Origin of the sequence: Paenibacillus sp. FSL K6-2441 (assembly GCF_037964765.1) — a bacterium.
GTDB lineage: Bacteria > Bacillota > Bacilli > Paenibacillales > Paenibacillaceae > Fontibacillus > Fontibacillus phoenicis.
This window is the reverse complement of sequence record NZ_CP150174.1, coordinates 197,189-214,080: the sequence shown is the minus strand read 5'-3', so window position 1 is coordinate 214,080 and position 16,892 is coordinate 197,189. Positions and strand designations below refer to the sequence as shown.

Here is a 16,892-nt window from a genome sequence, read left to right as displayed (position 1 = left end):
TCTTATTTTCCCATGTTAAATTTGTCAATATTTACTATATAAATTCCTTTTTCTATCTTAATTTATGGCACACTTCTATATGGCTCCTGCCCCGTTGTCATTCAATGCCGATACCTACTAATACAGCAAAGGACAATTTTCGATATAAACTCCACCGCCACTCTTAGGTTGAATATAAATAGCGTCGACTGTAGACAGGGTTTCAAGAATCTTCAATTGATCTGGGCTAACTATCAAATTAAATGTGTTATATCCCACTTTCTCAACAGTCATTTTATCTCCAAAGGCTTTAAAGTTAGTAAAATACAAAAATGAGCTATCACACAAACCTATGCGGTAGCTCATTAAGTAACTGATATAGATTCCCTATATGCCCTATTTCAGCTCATACATCACTGTTAACGTGGTTTGCAGGTCGATTTCGCCTGGTTCCACCGGTGTACTCACCGCAGAATCCGCTGCCGCCATTTCCATCATTTTCACGTTCTGCGTGAAGATCGGCGTGCTGGTGCTGCCTTGGCTGATGCTAAGCACAATGCCCAGCTGGCGGTTCGCGGCTTTCGCGATCGATGCGGCTTTCTTGTTCGCGTCATTCATCGCTTTTTGGATCACTTGGTCTTGGTACTGATCCGGATTTTCGGTGCTGAAGCGGATATTATCGATCCGGTTGGCTCCCGCAGCGGATGCCGCATCCAGCAGCTGCCCTATCTTCGACAAGTCGCGGTAAGTGACCTCCAGCGAATGCTGGGCGCTGTACCCCTTGATCTGCTGGCCTTCTTTGTCGCTATACGTATAGTTTGGCTGTACGTAGAATTGGCCGGTTTGGATATCCTTGTCGGCAATCCCCCACGTCTCCTTCAACAGCTTGATGAGCGCGGCCACTTTAGTTGCATTGGCGCTTTGGGCTTCCTTCGCCGTCTTAGCTTCCGTCACCACCCCAATCGACAGGTACGCCACGTCCGGCTTCACGGACAATTCGCCGCTGCCCACCACCGTCACCACATTCTTCTGCATCTCGCCATCCGCATAAACCGGCACCGGCGCGTTAAGGGCACCGCTTACAAACATACCTCCGGTAATCAATGTTCCCGCAACCAGCAAGGAAGCTGCAGGCTTCAACCATGTTTTCATGTTCATGACCTCCGTTCATTTTTTGGGATAAGTATTGGTAATTTTACCTTCTAAACGTAAACCGTGGACAAATGTTGCAGTAAAAAGCAAAAAAGGATGATCCCGTGATCCTTTCACGGAAACATCCCCTTGTTTCGTAAGGCGAAACCAGCGTTTACTGGTTCTCCAGCTCCTCTTTGCTGACTAAATTGATTAAAGCGTTTGCAGCCTGCTCAGCGTCCGCACCTTCCGCACTAATGTAAATCTCGGTACCGGTACTGATTGCAAGGCTCATAATCCCCATGATGCTCTTGGCATTCACTTTTTTATCGTCTTTTTCAACGAAAATCTCTGAAGAATATTTATTCGCTTCCTGAACGAAAAGCGCAGCCGGCCGAGCATGCAGCCCCGTTTTCAAACGAACGGTAACCGGGTGTTTGACCATGAAAACTTACCCCCTATACGAATTCAATCCATTTCGTCACATTCGTTGACATTATAATTTCTATCATTATAGCATACGGAGTACAAAACACACTAGCAGCAAAACCAGTTTAGCCCCCGCGAATTTTTTCGGCAAGCTCATCGATCTTGCGCAACCGGTGATTTACCCCCGATTTGCTGACCGTTCCTTTCAGCAGTTCGCCCACTTCCTTCAGATTCATATCCGGGTGAGCCAAGCGAACCTCAGCGACCTCCCGCAGCTTCTCCGGCAAGTTCTCCAGACCGACTTCCTTCTGGAGCAGCTTGATGTTGTCGATCTGCCGGACAGCGGCACCAATCGTTTTGTTCAAGTTCGCCGTCTCGCAGTTCACGATGCGATTCACGGAATTACGCATGTCGCGCATAATCCGCACGTCCTCGAATTTGAACAACGCCTGATGCGCGCCGATGATGCTGAGGAGCTCGATGATTTTTTCGCCTTCTTTGATGTACAAAATAAAACCTTTCTTCCGCTCGATGCAACGTGCGTTCAGATGAAACTCGTTCGCCAGATCGACCAGCGCCTTGCAATGCTCTTCGTACATCGAGGCGATCTCCAAATGGTAAGACGAACCCTCCGGATTGTTGACCGACCCGCCGGCCATAAACGCCCCGCGCAGATAAGCCCGCTTACAACAGTTTTTCCGAGTGAGCTCCGGATTAATCCCGGGATTAAAAATAAATCCCTCGGAGACGATTTTCAGCTCCTTCAGAATCTCCTCAACCCGGGCCGGAATGCGAACGATGTAGACGTTGTTTTTCTTGAGGCGCATCTTTTTGCGGACCAGCAGCTCCGTGTGAATGTGAAAATGCTTCTTCAACAGGGAGTAGATCCGCCTTGCGATCGCGGCGTTTTCGGTGGAGATATCCAAAACGATCTTTTTGTTCGAAACCTGTACCGATCCGTTCATCCGGATCAAAGCGGATAGTTCGGCCTGCTCGCAGCAGTCCGAGGCTTCGACCATCGTCAGCTCTTTTTTGGTTTGCGCCGCAAAGGACAAGAGACTCACCTCTTTCGTAAAATCCAGTTTTCAACCAGCTGGTAAATATGATGGCTTAATTTATCGGCGTCATGCCGCAAATACCTGCGGAACAACACCAGCGTATCGGCAATGACCTTATAGCCTTGACCCGTCACGTTATCCCAGTCCACTTGGACCGGCTTGGCGCCTTTCTCGGCGTAAAAATCCTGAACCTGCGGCGGAATTTCGCCGTCGTTCACGATGACGTAGTCAAACAGATGCTTGCCGACGTGATTATACACGGCCTGTAAGTGGTCACTGACCGTATAATTGTCCGTCTCGCCCGGCTGGGTCATGACATTGCATATGAATATTTTGATCGCGGAGGTATTTTCCAATACAGCCTCTGCCAGCTTCGGTACAAGCAAATTCGGAATAATGCTGGTGTACAAGCTGCCCGGTCCGATCAGAATGGCGTCCGCCTCGCGAATCGCCTCTACGGCTTCCGGCAAAGGCTCCACCTCCTCCGGTTCAAGGAAAATGCGCTTGATCTTACCTCGAACCTCCGGAATCTTCGATTCCCCGGTCACGATCGTACCGTCTTCCATCTCCGCATGCAGCACGACGGCCTGACCCGCAGCCGGCAACACGCGCCCGCGTACGGCAAAGACGCGGCTCAGCTCGCGCACCGCGGTCACGAAATCGCCGGAAATATCGGTAATCGCCGCCAAGATCAGATTGCCCAAGCTATGCCCAGCCAATCCCGAACCCGATGCAAACCGGTAGTTCAGCATATCCGACAGCAGCGGTTCGACGTCGGCCAGCGCGGTAAGTACGTTGCGTATATCCCCGGGTGGCGGCATTTGTAATTCATTGCGCAAGATCCCGGAGCTGCCCCCATCGTCGGCTACAGTTACGATAGCCGTGATATCGAGCGGTCTCTCTTTCAACCCGCGGAGCATGACAGACAAGCCGGTACCGCCGCCCATCACGACGATCCGCGGAACTCTTATATCCTTAGCCCGATGTATCACTTGGTTCACCTCTTAATGAGGGTTCAAAAAGGGAACAGGTTATCCTTTTGAATGTCCTCTATACTTGCAGGGGGCTTGGTTAGCGGTCCCGGCCTTCGTCGCGATGACTTACGCGGACCGTTTCCGTTTCGCTGACGCCAAGCATCTTACCCAGGTATTCGGCAATCGCGACCGAACGGTGTTTGCCGCCGGTGCAGCCGATGCCGATGATGACCTGGCTCTTCCCCTCTTTATGGTATTGCGGCAGCAAGAAATGCAGCATATCCAGCAATTTGGCCAGGAATGTCTGCGTCTCCGGCCACTTCATAACATATTCATATACCTCGCTGTTTTGTCCCGTGAGCGGCCGCAGCTGCTCGATGTAATGCGGATTCGGCAGGAAGCGCACGTCGAACACCAGGTCGGCATCGATCGGAATCCCGTATTTGAATCCAAACGATGTAATGTTCACCGATAAGTTGCTGCTCTCCAAATGCGAGAATCGGGAAATGATCTTCTCCTTGAGCTGTGCCGGCTTCATATTGCTGGTATCGATGACTTGAGTTGCCGACATCCGCAAATCATCCAGCATTTTGCGTTCCAGCCGGATGCCGTCCAGCGGCATCCCGTCCGGGGCCATCGGATGGCGGCGGCGGCTTTCCTTATACCGCTGCACAAGGACCGAATCGGTGGCATCGAGGAACAGGATTTCACACTTGATGGTGAAATGCTCCTTAATAAAGCTAAGCGACTCCGAAAGCGCCGTGAAGAACTCCCGGCCGCGCAGGTCGATGACCAGCGCAACCTTGGCAATTTTCCCTTTGGATTGCTCAATCAATTCTGCGAATTTGGGAATCAGCACCGGAGGCAAATTATCTACGCAAAAAAATCCGAGATCCTCCAAACTGCGCACGGCCAGCGACTTCCCTGCCCCCGACATGCCCGTGATAATGATCAGATTGGCGACCGAACTTGTTTCCTTCTCCGGCATGATTATTCCCTCCTCGCGTAATTCTCCTTGTCCATTCTAAAAGGATGATGTAACGGACTGTAATGACCTTATTTGCTTATTTCCCGACCATTTCCCACTGTAACGGACCCCAGAGACCTTATCTGGCTCTGATGACGACCCTTGAGCTGCAATTGACCGAAATAAGATCTCCTAGGTCCGTTAGAAACTGTAATCTGTCCAAGACTGCCAAATAACGCTTCTAGAGTCCGTTAGATGCGACACCAGCGACACCAGCGGTACCAACGGCCCCCAGCTAGCTGCAAGCAGTTCCGCTTAGCACCTTTTCGTTAGGAACGGAGGAAGAGACCAGCGGCGCCGACCATCCCCGCATCATTCCCCAAGGTAGCCGGAACGATTTGCATGCCTCGTTGCACCGGCTCCGGCGTCAATTTGGCGAATACGCTGCGAACTTCGTTAAACAGAATGTCACCGGCTTTGGACACGCCGCCGCCGATGATAAACATCTCCGGATTCAGAACAACAGCGACAGCCGCCATCGATTTGCCCAGATAGAAAGCTGCCCGGTTCACGATGCGAATCGCCGCCTCATCACCAGCTTTAGCCGCATCAAAGACGTCCTTAGCCATAATGTTCTCCACATGAGCCAGCGAGGTCCGGTCACCGCGCGCTACGGCGTCTTTCGCCATGCGAATAATCCCTGTTGCCGAAGAGACGGTTTCCAGGCAGCCCATTTGGCCGCAGCCGCAGCCGATGGCTTCCAGATCCGGAACCACAGACATATGTCCAAGCTCGCCGGCCATTCCGGAGAAGCCTTGATAAATCTTCCCGTTAATAATGATCCCGCCGCCAACGCCGGTTCCCAGCGTGTAGCATACGCAGTTGTCGATGCCTTTTCCTGCGCCGCCCCAAGCTTCGCCGAGTGCAGCCACATTGGCATCGTTGTCTATTTTGATTGGCTTGCCCAATCGCTCCTCCAAAATGTCGCGAATCGGCAAATCCTTCAAACCTACATTCGGCGCCAAAATGATGATCCCTTCGCGGACATTCGTAAACCCGGCGACCCCGGCGCCTACCCCGGCCACCTGTTCCCAGGCAAACGGCGATTCTTCCACGACACGCCGGACGTACTTCTCGATATTCGCGACGACCGTATCCGCGCCCTTATCGACTTCGGTCGGCCCTTCATACGTATGAAGAAGCTGCCCTTCTTCATTGCAAATGCCGACTTTGACTGCCGTACCGCCCAAGTCAACGCCAATGTAGATTTTTTCAGACATGTTCACAAGCCACCTTTTTCTTAAATAATATATAGATCATTTACGTGCCTATACGTGCAAAAAGGCCATTCTCGATCCATCGCCGCTTTAGTCCGCGCCATGACTGAAAACGCCTTCGCAAGTAGTTTTCTCCTACGTACCAACTATAAGCGAACCCATCGGTTCGGTCAAGAGAAGGGAAGAAACGGCAATCCCAATACCGATAAGGGATTTTGCGTAAATGACACAGATCACAGACAAGCGTATACGAACTTAATTTCCCTTGTTCCCCTTTCCTTCTCTCCCCGCTACTGCAACTAAAAAAACCGGCATTCGCTAGTGCAAACGCCGGATGTAAGCCCAATGAGGCAAGATAAACATGATAAAGCCATCCCTGCTAGGACAAAATACGTTTTTGTCCTTGCAGTTCGCGGATAGGGGCGATGTTCTGCGTGAACTCCAGCGTCCCCAGATAACGTCCATCCTCGCTGCGTACAGCGAAATAGCGGATGTACACAAATTTGTCCTTCACCGGAATCCAGAAGTCCTCGACATCCTTCCGCCCCGCCTTAAAATCCTCCAACAGCTGGTTGACGACATGAACGCTTTGCGGCGGGTGGCAATTTTGTACGGTCCGGCCGATGACGGCCTTCGTCCGGGCAAAGATCCGTTCCTTGCCGTGGGAGAAATATCGGACGACATCGTTCTCGTCGATAAACGTCAGGTCCACCGGAAGATGGTTCATCACCGCCTCCAGCTGCTCCATCGAGAGAACGCCGGTCTCGAATTTGATGTAGCCTTGCGGAACCCCCGCTTCCGTGCCTGCCTGTGCGGTCCCTTTCACTTCTTCGCCCGAGGGCTGCAGCGGCACGCGCTCCGGAATCCATTCACGCTCCGGTGCGGTCAAGCAGAAGCCGATCTGGTCGCTTTCCCGGGCAATGCTCACCCATTCGTCTTCCGTTAACTTTTCAAGGGCCATCGGGAGCAAAATATTTTCTTCCTTAAAAATCATCTCGTTGACTTCCTTAATAATCCGTTCCAGATCCATCACCATCGTCTCCGGATCCGCGCTGCCGTCCGCCAGCTTGCCCTTCGTTTCCTTGATCATCATGCGGATGCCGTCGTCCACGCCCCACATCACCTTGGTTGGGCCGTAGATGCCGTACTTCTCCAGATACGGGAACAGCAGGTTTTCCTTGCGGCTGTAGTGCTTGTCGAGGTCCATCAGCAGGTTTAAATCCTCCAGCAGCTTGAATACGATCTCGCTGCCGGGATCCTTCCGGTACTTGTCCAGGTGAAGCTGCAGCTTGAAGTTCACCAGCCGTTCGATCTCGCGATTTTCCAGCTTGAAGGTATGAACCGGGTGACCCGGCTGCTCCTCCGGCTTGGACGAACGGTGAATGTCCTCGATCGAGCCCTTGAAAATCGCCGTATGCACCGAGCACAGCCGCTGAACCTCCTCGACCGGAATGCCCTCCTCTTCCATCAACGCATGCTCCATCGCGGAAATTTCCGCGACCGTCACGTCACCGACAGCCTCTTCGAACCGTGCCTTTACTTCATCCACGCTCTTCCCCTGATGCAGCTCCTTGATAATCTCCTTTAACAGCTGCTGGCGGCGGCTTTGTTCCGGTGCGCCATACTCCCGATTATTGATCAGTTCGCTCATCGCCCAACCCCTCCTTATTGAATTTCAGCCGAATTTCTGTTTCGATATGTCCCGATGACTTCATTGATAACCATTCTCAATAACAAGGTAGCACAAGGAAAATGTCTGACTTGTGATTTCAATCACAAATAATTCATCGATCCTTCCGTTTCTTTTTGCTCCGTCTTTTGCCAAAATAGAATCAGGAGGAATGCCATTATGCCTATTACGCATTTGCTATATATTGAAGACGATCCCGAAATCGGTGAATGGGTCAGCTCCAACCTGGAAGCGCGCGGGTACGCGGTCACTTGGCTGAAGCACGGGGATCAGGCCGTGGAGAAAGCCGCCGATTGCCATCTCGTGATCCTTGACGTGATGCTTCCAGGGCTGGACGGCTTCACGATTGGGGGGCGGTTAAAGCAGAAGTATCCGGAGCTGCCGGTATTGATGCTGTCGGCCCGAACTTCGATTGACGACAAGCTGCAGGGACTGAAGTTCGCCGACGACTATTTAACGAAGCCGTTCCATCCGGACGAACTGGCCGCCCGGATTGAGGTGCTGCTCCGCCGCAGCGGGGGAATCGCCGACCCAGCGCCGCTGCGTATTAAACATTTACTTGTGTATGAGAAAGAAAACCGGATCATCAATCAGGATACCAACGAGGAAATCGTGCTGACCGGCAAGCAGTTTCATATTTTCTCCTATCTGCTGCGCCATCTTAGTCAAATCCTGACTAAGGAGCAGATCTACGAAGCCGTATGGAACGAGCCCTACCTCGACGGGGACAAAACCTTGATGGTCCATATCCGCCACCTGCGTGAGAAGCTGGAACGGGATCCCGCAAATCCTGAAGTGATCGAGACCATCCGCGGGATTGGTTATCGGGTGAGAGCATGAGACTTCATCCGGTGCGCAAGTTCCGTAAATCCCTGTTGACGAGATACGTCTTGATCTTGGGGATCGCCTTCGTGTTTATCCCTGTCCTGATTCCAGTCAGCTTTATTGCAGCCTGGGGGGTGAATGTCCTCCTAAACCCTGGCCATTATGTGCACGAGAGCCGTCCTTACGGTACCGGACAGGAGATTGAGACCGCTTGGCATCAAGCTGCTGCTGAGTTGAAGGGAGCTCAAGCCGATGCCATCGATGCGAAGCTCAGAGAGATGAAGCTGCTGTATCCTGATGCCGCGCTGTATTGGGTCGACACGGCTGGCCAAACCCGCCTGCAGCTGCCGGAGCAAGAGTCGGTGCCCCAGCAGTGGTCCTTGGAGGATACTATCGCCTTCATGAAGCAACGTGTGGACGCCGACCCTTTTACGGTTGTCGCTTTTATTGGCGGGGACGAACAAGCCAAGCAAGGCTTCATGGTGTTGGAGCTTCCGCGTAAATTTATGGTGATTCAAAAAGGGGAACAGCTTAGTGACATTCGTTTTTACGGGGTGTTTCTAGCGATTCTGCTGGGGGCGTTCGTCCTGCTCTCCTATCTGTTCTTTAGCGATATCCGCAAGCGGCTGCTGCGCCTGGAAGCCGGCATGACCCGCCCGGGTCCCGACGGGCTGCCGTCTCCCATCGAAGAAGGACGCCCGGACGAAATTGGCCGATTGGAGCTTGCTTTTAACCATATGGTGTTCGCACTGAAGGACAGCCGCCAGCGGGAGCGCGAGGAAGAGGAGCTGCGCAAGAGCCTGATCAGCCACCTATCCCATGACCTGCGGACGCCGTTAACCGTGCTGGGCAGCCATCTGTATTCGCTCCGTCAGGAACCCCTATCCGAACAGGGACGACAGTCCCTGGCTTTGATGGAGACGAAAATCAGCGATTTATCCGGACTGATGGATCATCTATTATCGTATAACCTGCTCTCCAGCGGACGGTATGCCATGTCTTTGGAGCGGCTGGATATCCTGCGGATCGTGCGGGAAAGCGCGGCCGCCTGGTACCCCGTCTGGGAGAAGAACGGGATTACGGCCGATATTGAGCTGCCGGAGCAGCCGATCTACTGGAACGTTGACGCCCAAGGGTTCCGCCGCGTACTCGATAACTTGTTCCAGAACCTGGTCCGCCATGCTGGATCGGGCCGTTATGCCGGGATTGCGGTAGAGCAATACGAAGGCACCACGGCTCTCACGATCAGCGACCACGGCCCTGGAATGGAGTCGGTTTCCGCTAGCGGAGGCGCGGGGCTTGGCCTGCAAATCGTCGACCTGCTGCTGCGGGAAATGGGTCTCGCACGGGCCACCGTATCGAGCGAAGCTGGAACGAAAGTTTATATTTATCCAATGGCGCTATTGTAATTGAGATGAGGCGAGGGACTGTTTACAGTCCCTTTTTTCATGCCCCAAAATTAAACGAATCTTAAACTTCTCCTGTCTTTGCCTTTAACCTCCGGGCGATATGATCATGACGAGGTGATAATTCGTGAATGAAATGATCATTCAAACGGAAGGTTTAACGAAAACATACCGCGGCCGCTACGCAGTGGACCACTTAAACCTGGAGATCGCGAAGGGGGACATCTACGGGTTCCTCGGACCTAATGGTGCAGGGAAGACGACGACGATCCGCATGCTGCTGGGCTTAATCCAGCCGACTTCGGGTACGATTCGCATCTTCGGCCGCGAGCTGCACCGCGATAAGCTGGCAATCCTGCGCCGTATCGGCTCGCTGGTCGAATCCCCGTCTTATTACGGACATTTGAGCGCCATCGACAACTTAGAGGCCATCCGCCGCATCTTGCAGGTGCCGAAATCGCGCATCGACGAGGTGCTGGACATCGTCTCGCTGACCAGCGACGCACGCCGGCCGGTGAAGGGCTTCTCCCTCGGGATGAAGCAGCGTCTGGGCATCGCCGCGTCGTTGCTCGGCAACCCCGAACTGCTCATCCTGGACGAACCAACCAACGGGCTGGACCCGTCCGGGATCCACGAGATCCGCGAATTAATTAAGAGCATGCCGAAGCGTTACGGCATCACCGTGCTCGTATCCAGCCACCTGCTCGGGGAGATGGAGTTGATGGCCAGCAAAGTGGGCATTATCCGCGAAGGCCGGATGGTGTTCCAGGATACGATCGACAATCTGCGGCTCCGCGCAGCTCACGATATGGAGCTCGTTGTTTCGGAGCCGGATGAAGCGCTTTGGATTGCCCGTGATCTGGGCGCCATCGGCAAGCTGCAAAGCGGAGTTCTCTCGTTCCCAGGGATGGCTGACGCCCAGGTCGCCCGCCTGGTCAAACAGCTGGTGGAAAACGGACATGCCATTTATCGCGTCGAGCAGAAGAAGAAATCGCTGGAGGACATCTTTATGCAGGTAATCGGGGAGGGGGCCGCGGTATGATGTTACGCTCCCTCTCGGCCGACTTCCTGAAGATCCGGCGCAAAGGCATCTGGTTCCTGATCTTTCTTGCTCCGCTCGGGTTGGTCGCCATGCAGGCGCTCAATTACGGGCTGCGCTTCGACTGGATGATCAAGCAATATGCCGATGACCCGTGGGGAGGCCTGCTGCAGAACATTTCCTTCTTCGTGCCGATGGCCATATATCTGGGATGCACCCTAGTAAGCTCACTAGTGGCGAACGTCGAGCATCAGCTTAGTTCCTGGAAGCAACTGCTGGCGCTGCCGATCTCACGGACCGCCGTGTATTGTGCTAAATTTCTGTTGTGCTTCCTGCTGCTGTCCGTTTCCTGCGTATTGCTTTCGGTCGCGACCGTAATTCTTGGTATAGCTCTCGGTTTTGAGGCCGGGTCCATCCCTTACGTGGATTTGGCGCGCCTTGGATTTTATCCGTTTTTTGCCGCGTTGCCGCTGCTGGCCCTCCAGCTCTGGCTTTCGCTCACCTATCGGAACCAGTCGTTGCCGGTATCCCTTGGCGTCACGATTTCGATCCTTTCGCCGTTTACATTGAACCTGTCCGAGTGGTTTCCGCTGAACTGGCCGGTGTTCGGGTTCGAAGGCCCGCACCGCGAATGGTTTGTCGCAGCCGGGCTTGCCTGCGGCGCAGGAATCCTGCTGACCGGACTTGTTCATTTCAACCGAAAGGACGTGGATTAATATGAAGACGTTCCTGAACGTCTTGGCCGCAGAACGGCTAAAAATGGCGCGCTCGCGCCTCTGGCTCATCCTGCTGGTCAGCCCGGCCCTGTCTGCCTTGATCGGCGCCTTGGTCAATCTGCCGAAAGGAGCCAATGCGGAAGTCTGGCCGCTCCTGATCAGCGCCATGTCGATGCTGCACGCGCTATTGTTTCTGCCGATCATGTCCGGCTTATTTCCGTCGTTCCTCTGCCGTTACGAGCACACCGGCGGCGGTTGGAAGCAGCTGTTGGTGCTTCCCGTCTCACGGAGCGCCGTTTATCTGGCCAAGTTCACTGTCGTTGCCGTCTTGTTGGCGGCATCCCAGCTGCTCTTTCTAGCCGCGCTGCTGATTGTAGACCAAGTCCAAGGGATCGCTGGCCCCTTGCCATGGGGGATGATCGCAACGAGCCTCATCGGAGGCTGGATTGCCTGTATGCCGCTGGTTGCCTTACAGCTGGGCGTCTCCCTGGTGTGGTCCAGTTTTGCAGCTCCGCTTGCGGTGAACGTATCGCTGACGATTCCGAACCTGCTGATCATCAATTCGGCCAAGATCGGCCCTTTCTATCCTTGGGCACAGCCGCTGCTGGCCATGATGCCGCGCGGACAAGCGAACTACGGTGCCTTTAATCTGCCGTACGAGAGCCTGTTCATCACGGTCCTCGGCATCTTCCTGTTGTTCCTGATCGCCGGCATGCTGTACTTCCGCCGCAAAGCGGTCTAATACAATCGCCCCGCAGCCGTTCTGCCCCTGTAAATGACGAAAGGCCTGTAGATGAGCTGGATGAGCATGTTGCCCATCCTAACCCTCTACAGGCCTTCTTATTTTATGGGGAGGTTATTCATCATTCATTTGGCTTTCAAGCAAGGCAAGTGAAATGCCCGATTATTCTTTGACGCCGCCCAACGCTACGCCGGCAATAATATACCGGGACAGCAAGAAGTAGACGATAAACAGAGGCAACGCCGTCAAAGCCAGACCCATGTAAATTGAACCGAATTCCGTCTTGTAAATATCGCCGCGCAGCAAGCTGACCATAATCGGCATCGTATATTTACTCTTATCTGTCAACAAAATGAGCGGCATAAACAGGTTATTCCAGTTCGCGACAAAGGCAAAAATCGCTTGCGTCGCAATCGCCGGCATCATCAGCGGCAGAATGATCCGGTTAAACGTCTTAAATTCGCCGGAGCCGTCGACACGCGCCGCTTCAACAATCTCAAGCGAGAGAGTACCCAGCAGGTACTGGCGCATGAAGAACACAACCGCTGGAGCCGCGATGGCTGGCAAAATCAAAGGCAACAGGTTGTTGGTCCAATGAATTTTGTACATAAATTGATAGAAACCAATCGAGCTGGCTTGAGCCGGAATCAGCATCACCGCCATAATAAAGGTAAAGAACGGCTGCCGCAACTTCCAGTTATAAGCGACCAGACCATAGGCCGTCAGGGACGAGAAATAAACCGTCAACAAGGTAGCCGATCCCGAGATAATAAACGAGTTTATGAACCCTCGAACCGGATCAAAGCTCTTGTCCAGCAGCACCTTCAGGTTGCTCATCATATGAGTGGATGGAAGCAACGAGAGGCCCGCTTGAATTTCCGCCGTCGAACGCGTAGCGTTCACGAACATGATCCAGAATGGAAGGATACTGAGGAGTGCCAGCAAAATACATACGACATATACAATCGTCCGATTAATTCGGAGGGCGACCGCACTGCCTTCTTTAATTTTTTCCATGGCTTACACCTCCCCTTTCATTGCTGCACGCTCTGCTTTTCTTTGTTCTTTGATCGCTTTATTTAATTTCGCCGCATCCCGGTCACGCATCAGATAGAACAGGATGGCGGACAACACGGCAGCAATAACGAACAGAATCATACTTGCGGCTGCCGCACGGTTATACATATAACTTCCTTTAAACGCTTGCCCGTAGATAAACATCGAGGTGGTCAGCGTTGCGTCGTCCGGTCCGCCTTGAAGGAACAGCTGCGGAATATCGAACATCGTCAGACCGCCGATCATCGACGTAATTAATGTATATAACATGATGGTGCGCAGACTTGGCAGTGTAATCTTGAAGAAGGTCTGCCAGCCGTTGGCTCCGTCAATCGCAGCGGACTCGAAGATCGACGGATTGATCCCCATTACACCTGCAATCAAAATAATCATGGTGTTCCCGTACCACATCCAGAATTGAATGAAGGAAACGATCCCACGTGCGGTCGTCTTATCCTGCAGGAAGAAGATCGGAGCATCGGACCAACCAAGCAGCTGGAACAAGCTGTTCACCGGCCCCATCGGATATGCAAACAGAGAGCTAAAAAGCACTGCAATCGTACTTGCAGTGATAATATTCGGCATATAGAGCAGGATCTTAAACGCGCCCTGGCCTTTAATGTTCAGACGTTTATTCGTAAACCAGGCCGTCAGCAACAGCGCAAGACCTATCTGCGGAATAAAGTTAACGATCCAGAGGATAAACGTATTCGCGAGAGATTTCTTGAAAGAAGCATTTTCTAGAATCAGATCTTTAAAGTTCTGAAACGGATTATCGAGAATTTCCAATGGTTTGGGGATGATCCCCTGTAAATTAGTGAAGCCGATAACGGCGGTATATAGAATCGGATACAGTGAAAAAACCAAAAAAGCCAACACAAATGGCAACGTAAAATAGTAACCGTATCTCGAATAATTGACACCTTTGCGGCGCATGCTTTCACCTCTTTCATGGATATGAAGGGGCGGGTTATACTCCCCGCCCCTTCGCATCTACTGCGTATTCTTATTCGCTGTCGATGCCAAGTTGGTCTTTCACTTGTTGTTTGAAGGTTTTGATCGCATCGTCACGGGATTTGTTACCTGCCGTGTATTCACGAACTTGATCGCGCCACAGTTTGTTGATCGTTTCGTCGTATTGCGTCAAGTTCTTACCGGAAGCATTTTCGTTCGCTGGAACGAAGATGTCAAACATGTTTTGACCGCCCAGCATTGCAACTTCACCGTTCGATTTCGCCATCACCACGGAGGAAGCTACGCTATCCTTCGTACCTGCTTCGCCCTCTTTCATCGTACCGTTTGCCCAATAGTATTGGAGGCCGGTTTCGGAGGTATCCAGCGTTACCCAGTGAATGAAATCAGCAACCGCTTTCTTCTTCGCTTCGTCTTTCGTTACGTCTTTGTTAGCCAAGAGCCAAGTACCGCCCCAGAAGAACCCTGTTGGAGATTCAGTTACAGCCCAATCACCGTTTGTATCTTTAACTTGACCGTTCATGACATAGTTGATCAACCAAGCCGGACCAAAGAACCCGAAGATCGGTTGAGCGCCGGAGCCAGACATGTCAGCATACCAAGCTTCCGTCCAGTCTTGCGTATCGTTGTGGTAACCGTTGTCTTTCAACTTCTTGGAGAGATCCAAGAACTCTTCACGCTTCGGATCGATGTGCAGTTTGCCGTCAACAATCCAGCCTTTGTCCGAGCTGTTTTCGATTGCGTGCCAGATATCACCGTCGCCGGATACGATACCATAGCCTTTCGCTTTCAGCTTCTCAGCTGCTTCGAAAAACTTATTCCAGCCAGGACCTACTTCGTTTTTGATTGCAGCCGGGTCGTCAGTTCCGAATACGTCTTTCGCGATCGAACGACGATAGATGAAAGCGCCGCCAGTTGCTTGGTAGCCAAGGCCTTTCAGCTCGCCGTCTTTACTACCGATATCTACAGAGTATTGAGCGATGCCAGCATCTTTAACCATTTGATCGGTCAAGCCCAGGTCAGCATAGTTCGCTGCATACCCGGAAGCGTCGCCTTGCGTATATTTCAGAACGAACGCTGCTTCAGCAGCATAAATGTCTGGTGCGTCTTTGCCGCCGCCGGCAAGAGCTTGGTCAAGCGCAGGCTGGTAAGCGCCATCGGTTGTAGCGATAACCGTCGTTTTGAACTCTACGTTTGCGTCTGGATGCGTTTCCAAATATTTTGTAGTCATGTTTGGAATTTCATCCGTGAAGCTCCACAGGTTGATGGTTACTTTTTCACCAGTAGAACCCGTACCTGCGGAAGAATTCGTTTCCGTAGGAGTCGTGTTCGAGGACGACTCATTCTTGGAATTGCCTCCGCAAGCCGTGAGGGCTGTCGTCATCACCAGCAAGGCGGAGATCCCGATCAACAGGTGTTTCATACGTTTCATGCGTTTCATGCTTTGCCTCCCCTTTTGTTTACTCTTCTCGGTATTTTGTAACCGCATTCACATTTTAATACATCTTTTTGTTCTCCATAAGTAAGCGCTTATTGGGAAAAGTTCAACTATTTTTGGGTCTTGAGATGGAGGGGCTTTTTCAGACTCACTTCAGGTGACAATTGTCATCTCGATGTCATGACAGTCCTTACTAACGGAGGGGCCGCAGTTCCTTTAAGCTTAAGTTAACCGAGGGAGAAATAACCAAGGCGAAACCCTTTAGAGGAGGCGAAGCTTTCGTGGAACCTATTATTGAAATGAAGGACGTCAGCAAGAGCTTTAAAGATAAAAAAGCGGCAGATCATCTATCTTTCTCCATTTTCAAAGGCACCATCACCGCCATTCTTGGGCCTAACGGAGCCGGGAAGACAACGGCAGTCTCCATGCTGCTCGGCTTGCTGGAGCCAACAACCGGAACGGTCAAGCTGTTCGGGAAGCCGCCCAAAGACCGCTCAGTCCGTGAGCGGACCGGTGCGATGCTGCAAGAGGTCAGCGTGATGGATCGGCTGAAGGTGCGCGAGATACTTGAGCTCATTCGCAGCTACTACCCGAACCCGATGACGATGGACGAATTGGTCCGTTTGACCGGGCTTGGAGATGGCGATCTGAACCGATATGCCGAGAAGCTGTCCGGCGGGCAGAAGCGCAGCCTTAGCTTTGCCCTTGCTTTGGCGGGGAACCCTGAACTGGTCTTCTTTGATGAGCCCACAGTGGGGCTGGACATCACGGCGCGCCGCCGCTTCTGGGACAGCATCCGCAAGTTGGCCGCGCAAGGGAAGACGATCGTCTTCACGACGCATTACCTGCAGGAAGCCGACGATATCGCTGATCGGATCCTGCTGTTTAACCGGGGATCCTTGGTCGCCGACGGCACGCCCGAAGCGATCAAATCGCGTATTGTCAAACGTTCGATTTCCTTCCTTGCCGACGGCGACGGCCCAGAACTGCGGAGCCGGCTGCTGGCGCTCTCCCCTGTCGCGGAATGCTACAACAAAGACGGACGTATCCATGTGACAACGGATGATACAGATGCAGCGTTAGCTGCCTTGTTTACCGCCGGTCTGCCCGTGCATGACGTACAGATCGAGCAGGGACGGCTGGATGAAGCTTTTGAGCAGCTTACAGGAAACCATGAAGAGGAGGCGGTCTAA

The 16,892-nt window shown here is 52.6% G+C and carries 16 protein-coding genes; 6 read left to right on the top strand and 10 right to left on the bottom strand.

The genetic code is table 11. The features are described 5' to 3' along the window. Positions 1 to 375: 375 nt before the first annotated feature. From NSQ80_RS01000 to NSQ80_RS00970, 7 genes are all read right to left on the bottom strand, one after another. Positions 376 to 1,131 (bottom strand): SIMPL domain-containing protein, encoded by a 756-nt coding sequence (locus NSQ80_RS01000; RefSeq protein WP_339300946.1) that lies wholly within the window; start codon positions 1,129 to 1,131, stop codon positions 376 to 378. Between the two features lie 154 nt (positions 1,132 to 1,285). After that, positions 1,286 to 1,555 carry an HPr family phosphocarrier protein gene (locus tag NSQ80_RS00995; RefSeq protein ID WP_009224994.1) on the bottom strand — a complete coding sequence of 90 codons (270 nt, stop codon included), beginning with the start codon at positions 1,553 to 1,555 and terminating at the stop codon, positions 1,286 to 1,288. A gap of 109 nt (positions 1,556 to 1,664) precedes the next feature. Next, on the bottom strand, positions 1,665 to 2,594 hold the full coding sequence (gene whiA / locus NSQ80_RS00990; protein ID WP_036645079.1) for a DNA-binding protein WhiA: 930 nt from the start codon (positions 2,592 to 2,594) through the stop codon (positions 1,665 to 1,667). A gap of 5 nt (positions 2,595 to 2,599) precedes the next feature. Continuing rightward, positions 2,600 to 3,544: a YvcK family protein gene (locus NSQ80_RS00985; RefSeq protein WP_260071877.1), complete on the bottom strand. Its 945-nt coding sequence runs from the start codon at positions 3,542 to 3,544 to the stop codon at positions 2,600 to 2,602. A 124-nt stretch (positions 3,545 to 3,668) separates the two neighbouring features. Beyond that, positions 3,669 to 4,559 carry an RNase adapter RapZ gene (rapZ, locus tag NSQ80_RS00980; protein WP_009224997.1) on the bottom strand — a complete coding sequence of 297 codons (891 nt, stop codon included), beginning with the start codon at positions 4,557 to 4,559 and terminating at the stop codon, positions 3,669 to 3,671. 308 nt (positions 4,560 to 4,867) lie between these two features. Beyond that, positions 4,868 to 5,818 carry an ROK family glucokinase gene (locus tag NSQ80_RS00975; protein WP_260071473.1) on the bottom strand — a complete coding sequence of 317 codons (951 nt, stop codon included), beginning with the start codon at positions 5,816 to 5,818 and terminating at the stop codon, positions 4,868 to 4,870. Positions 5,819 to 6,194: 376 nt separating this feature from the next. Further along, entirely contained in the window at positions 6,195 to 7,466 is a 1,272-nt protein-coding gene (locus tag NSQ80_RS00970) for a DUF438 domain-containing protein (protein WP_260071474.1), read from the bottom strand. A gap of 198 nt (positions 7,467 to 7,664) precedes the next feature. Here NSQ80_RS00970 and NSQ80_RS00965 point away from each other — a divergent pair, with 198 nt between their 5' ends. The 5 genes from NSQ80_RS00965 (at position 7,665) to NSQ80_RS00945 (ending at position 12,233) form a co-directional block, all read left to right on the top strand. Continuing rightward, positions 7,665 to 8,345 (top strand): response regulator transcription factor, encoded by a 681-nt coding sequence (locus NSQ80_RS00965; RefSeq protein ID WP_323078521.1) that lies wholly within the window; start codon positions 7,665 to 7,667, stop codon positions 8,343 to 8,345. Next, a complete protein-coding gene (locus NSQ80_RS00960) occupies positions 8,342 to 9,739 on the top strand; it encodes a HAMP domain-containing sensor histidine kinase (RefSeq protein ID WP_339300942.1) in 1,398 nt (465 codons plus the stop codon). The genes NSQ80_RS00965 and NSQ80_RS00960 overlap by 4 nt, the downstream gene beginning before the upstream one ends. Positions 9,740 to 9,863: 124 nt before the next feature. Then, complete coding sequence (locus tag NSQ80_RS00955; RefSeq protein ID WP_260071477.1) at positions 9,864 to 10,778, top strand: ABC transporter ATP-binding protein; 915 nt, start codon at positions 9,864 to 9,866, stop codon at positions 10,776 to 10,778. Beyond that, positions 10,775 to 11,491, top strand: a complete 717-nt coding sequence (locus NSQ80_RS00950; protein WP_260071478.1) for an ABC transporter permease — start codon at positions 10,775 to 10,777, stop codon at positions 11,489 to 11,491. Before NSQ80_RS00955 ends, NSQ80_RS00950 begins: the two co-directional genes overlap by 4 nt. Before the next feature lies 1 nt (position 11,492). After that, positions 11,493 to 12,233 carry an ABC transporter permease gene (locus tag NSQ80_RS00945; protein WP_260071479.1) on the top strand — a complete coding sequence of 247 codons (741 nt, stop codon included), beginning with the start codon at positions 11,493 to 11,495 and terminating at the stop codon, positions 12,231 to 12,233. A gap of 162 nt (positions 12,234 to 12,395) precedes the next feature. On the opposite strand, the gene NSQ80_RS00940 is transcribed toward NSQ80_RS00945, so the two are convergent. The 3 genes from NSQ80_RS00940 to NSQ80_RS00930 all read right to left on the bottom strand — a co-directional run bounded on the left by NSQ80_RS00940 (position 12,396) and on the right by NSQ80_RS00930 (position 15,702). Beyond that, positions 12,396 to 13,250, bottom strand: coding sequence for a carbohydrate ABC transporter permease (locus NSQ80_RS00940; RefSeq protein WP_009225005.1), 855 nt, complete (start codon positions 13,248 to 13,250; stop codon positions 12,396 to 12,398). 3 nt (positions 13,251 to 13,253) lie between these two features. After that, positions 13,254 to 14,225, bottom strand: a complete 972-nt coding sequence (locus NSQ80_RS00935; RefSeq protein WP_009225006.1) for a sugar ABC transporter permease — start codon at positions 14,223 to 14,225, stop codon at positions 13,254 to 13,256. A 70-nt stretch (positions 14,226 to 14,295) separates the two neighbouring features. Continuing rightward, positions 14,296 to 15,702 carry a carbohydrate ABC transporter substrate-binding protein gene (locus NSQ80_RS00930; protein ID WP_323078519.1) on the bottom strand — a complete coding sequence of 469 codons (1,407 nt, stop codon included), beginning with the start codon at positions 15,700 to 15,702 and terminating at the stop codon, positions 14,296 to 14,298. 278 nt (positions 15,703 to 15,980) lie between these two features. Between NSQ80_RS00930 and NSQ80_RS00925 the strand changes: the two genes are divergently transcribed. After that, positions 15,981 to 16,892: an ABC transporter ATP-binding protein gene (locus tag NSQ80_RS00925; protein ID WP_323078517.1), complete on the top strand. Its 912-nt coding sequence runs from the start codon at positions 15,981 to 15,983 to the stop codon at positions 16,890 to 16,892.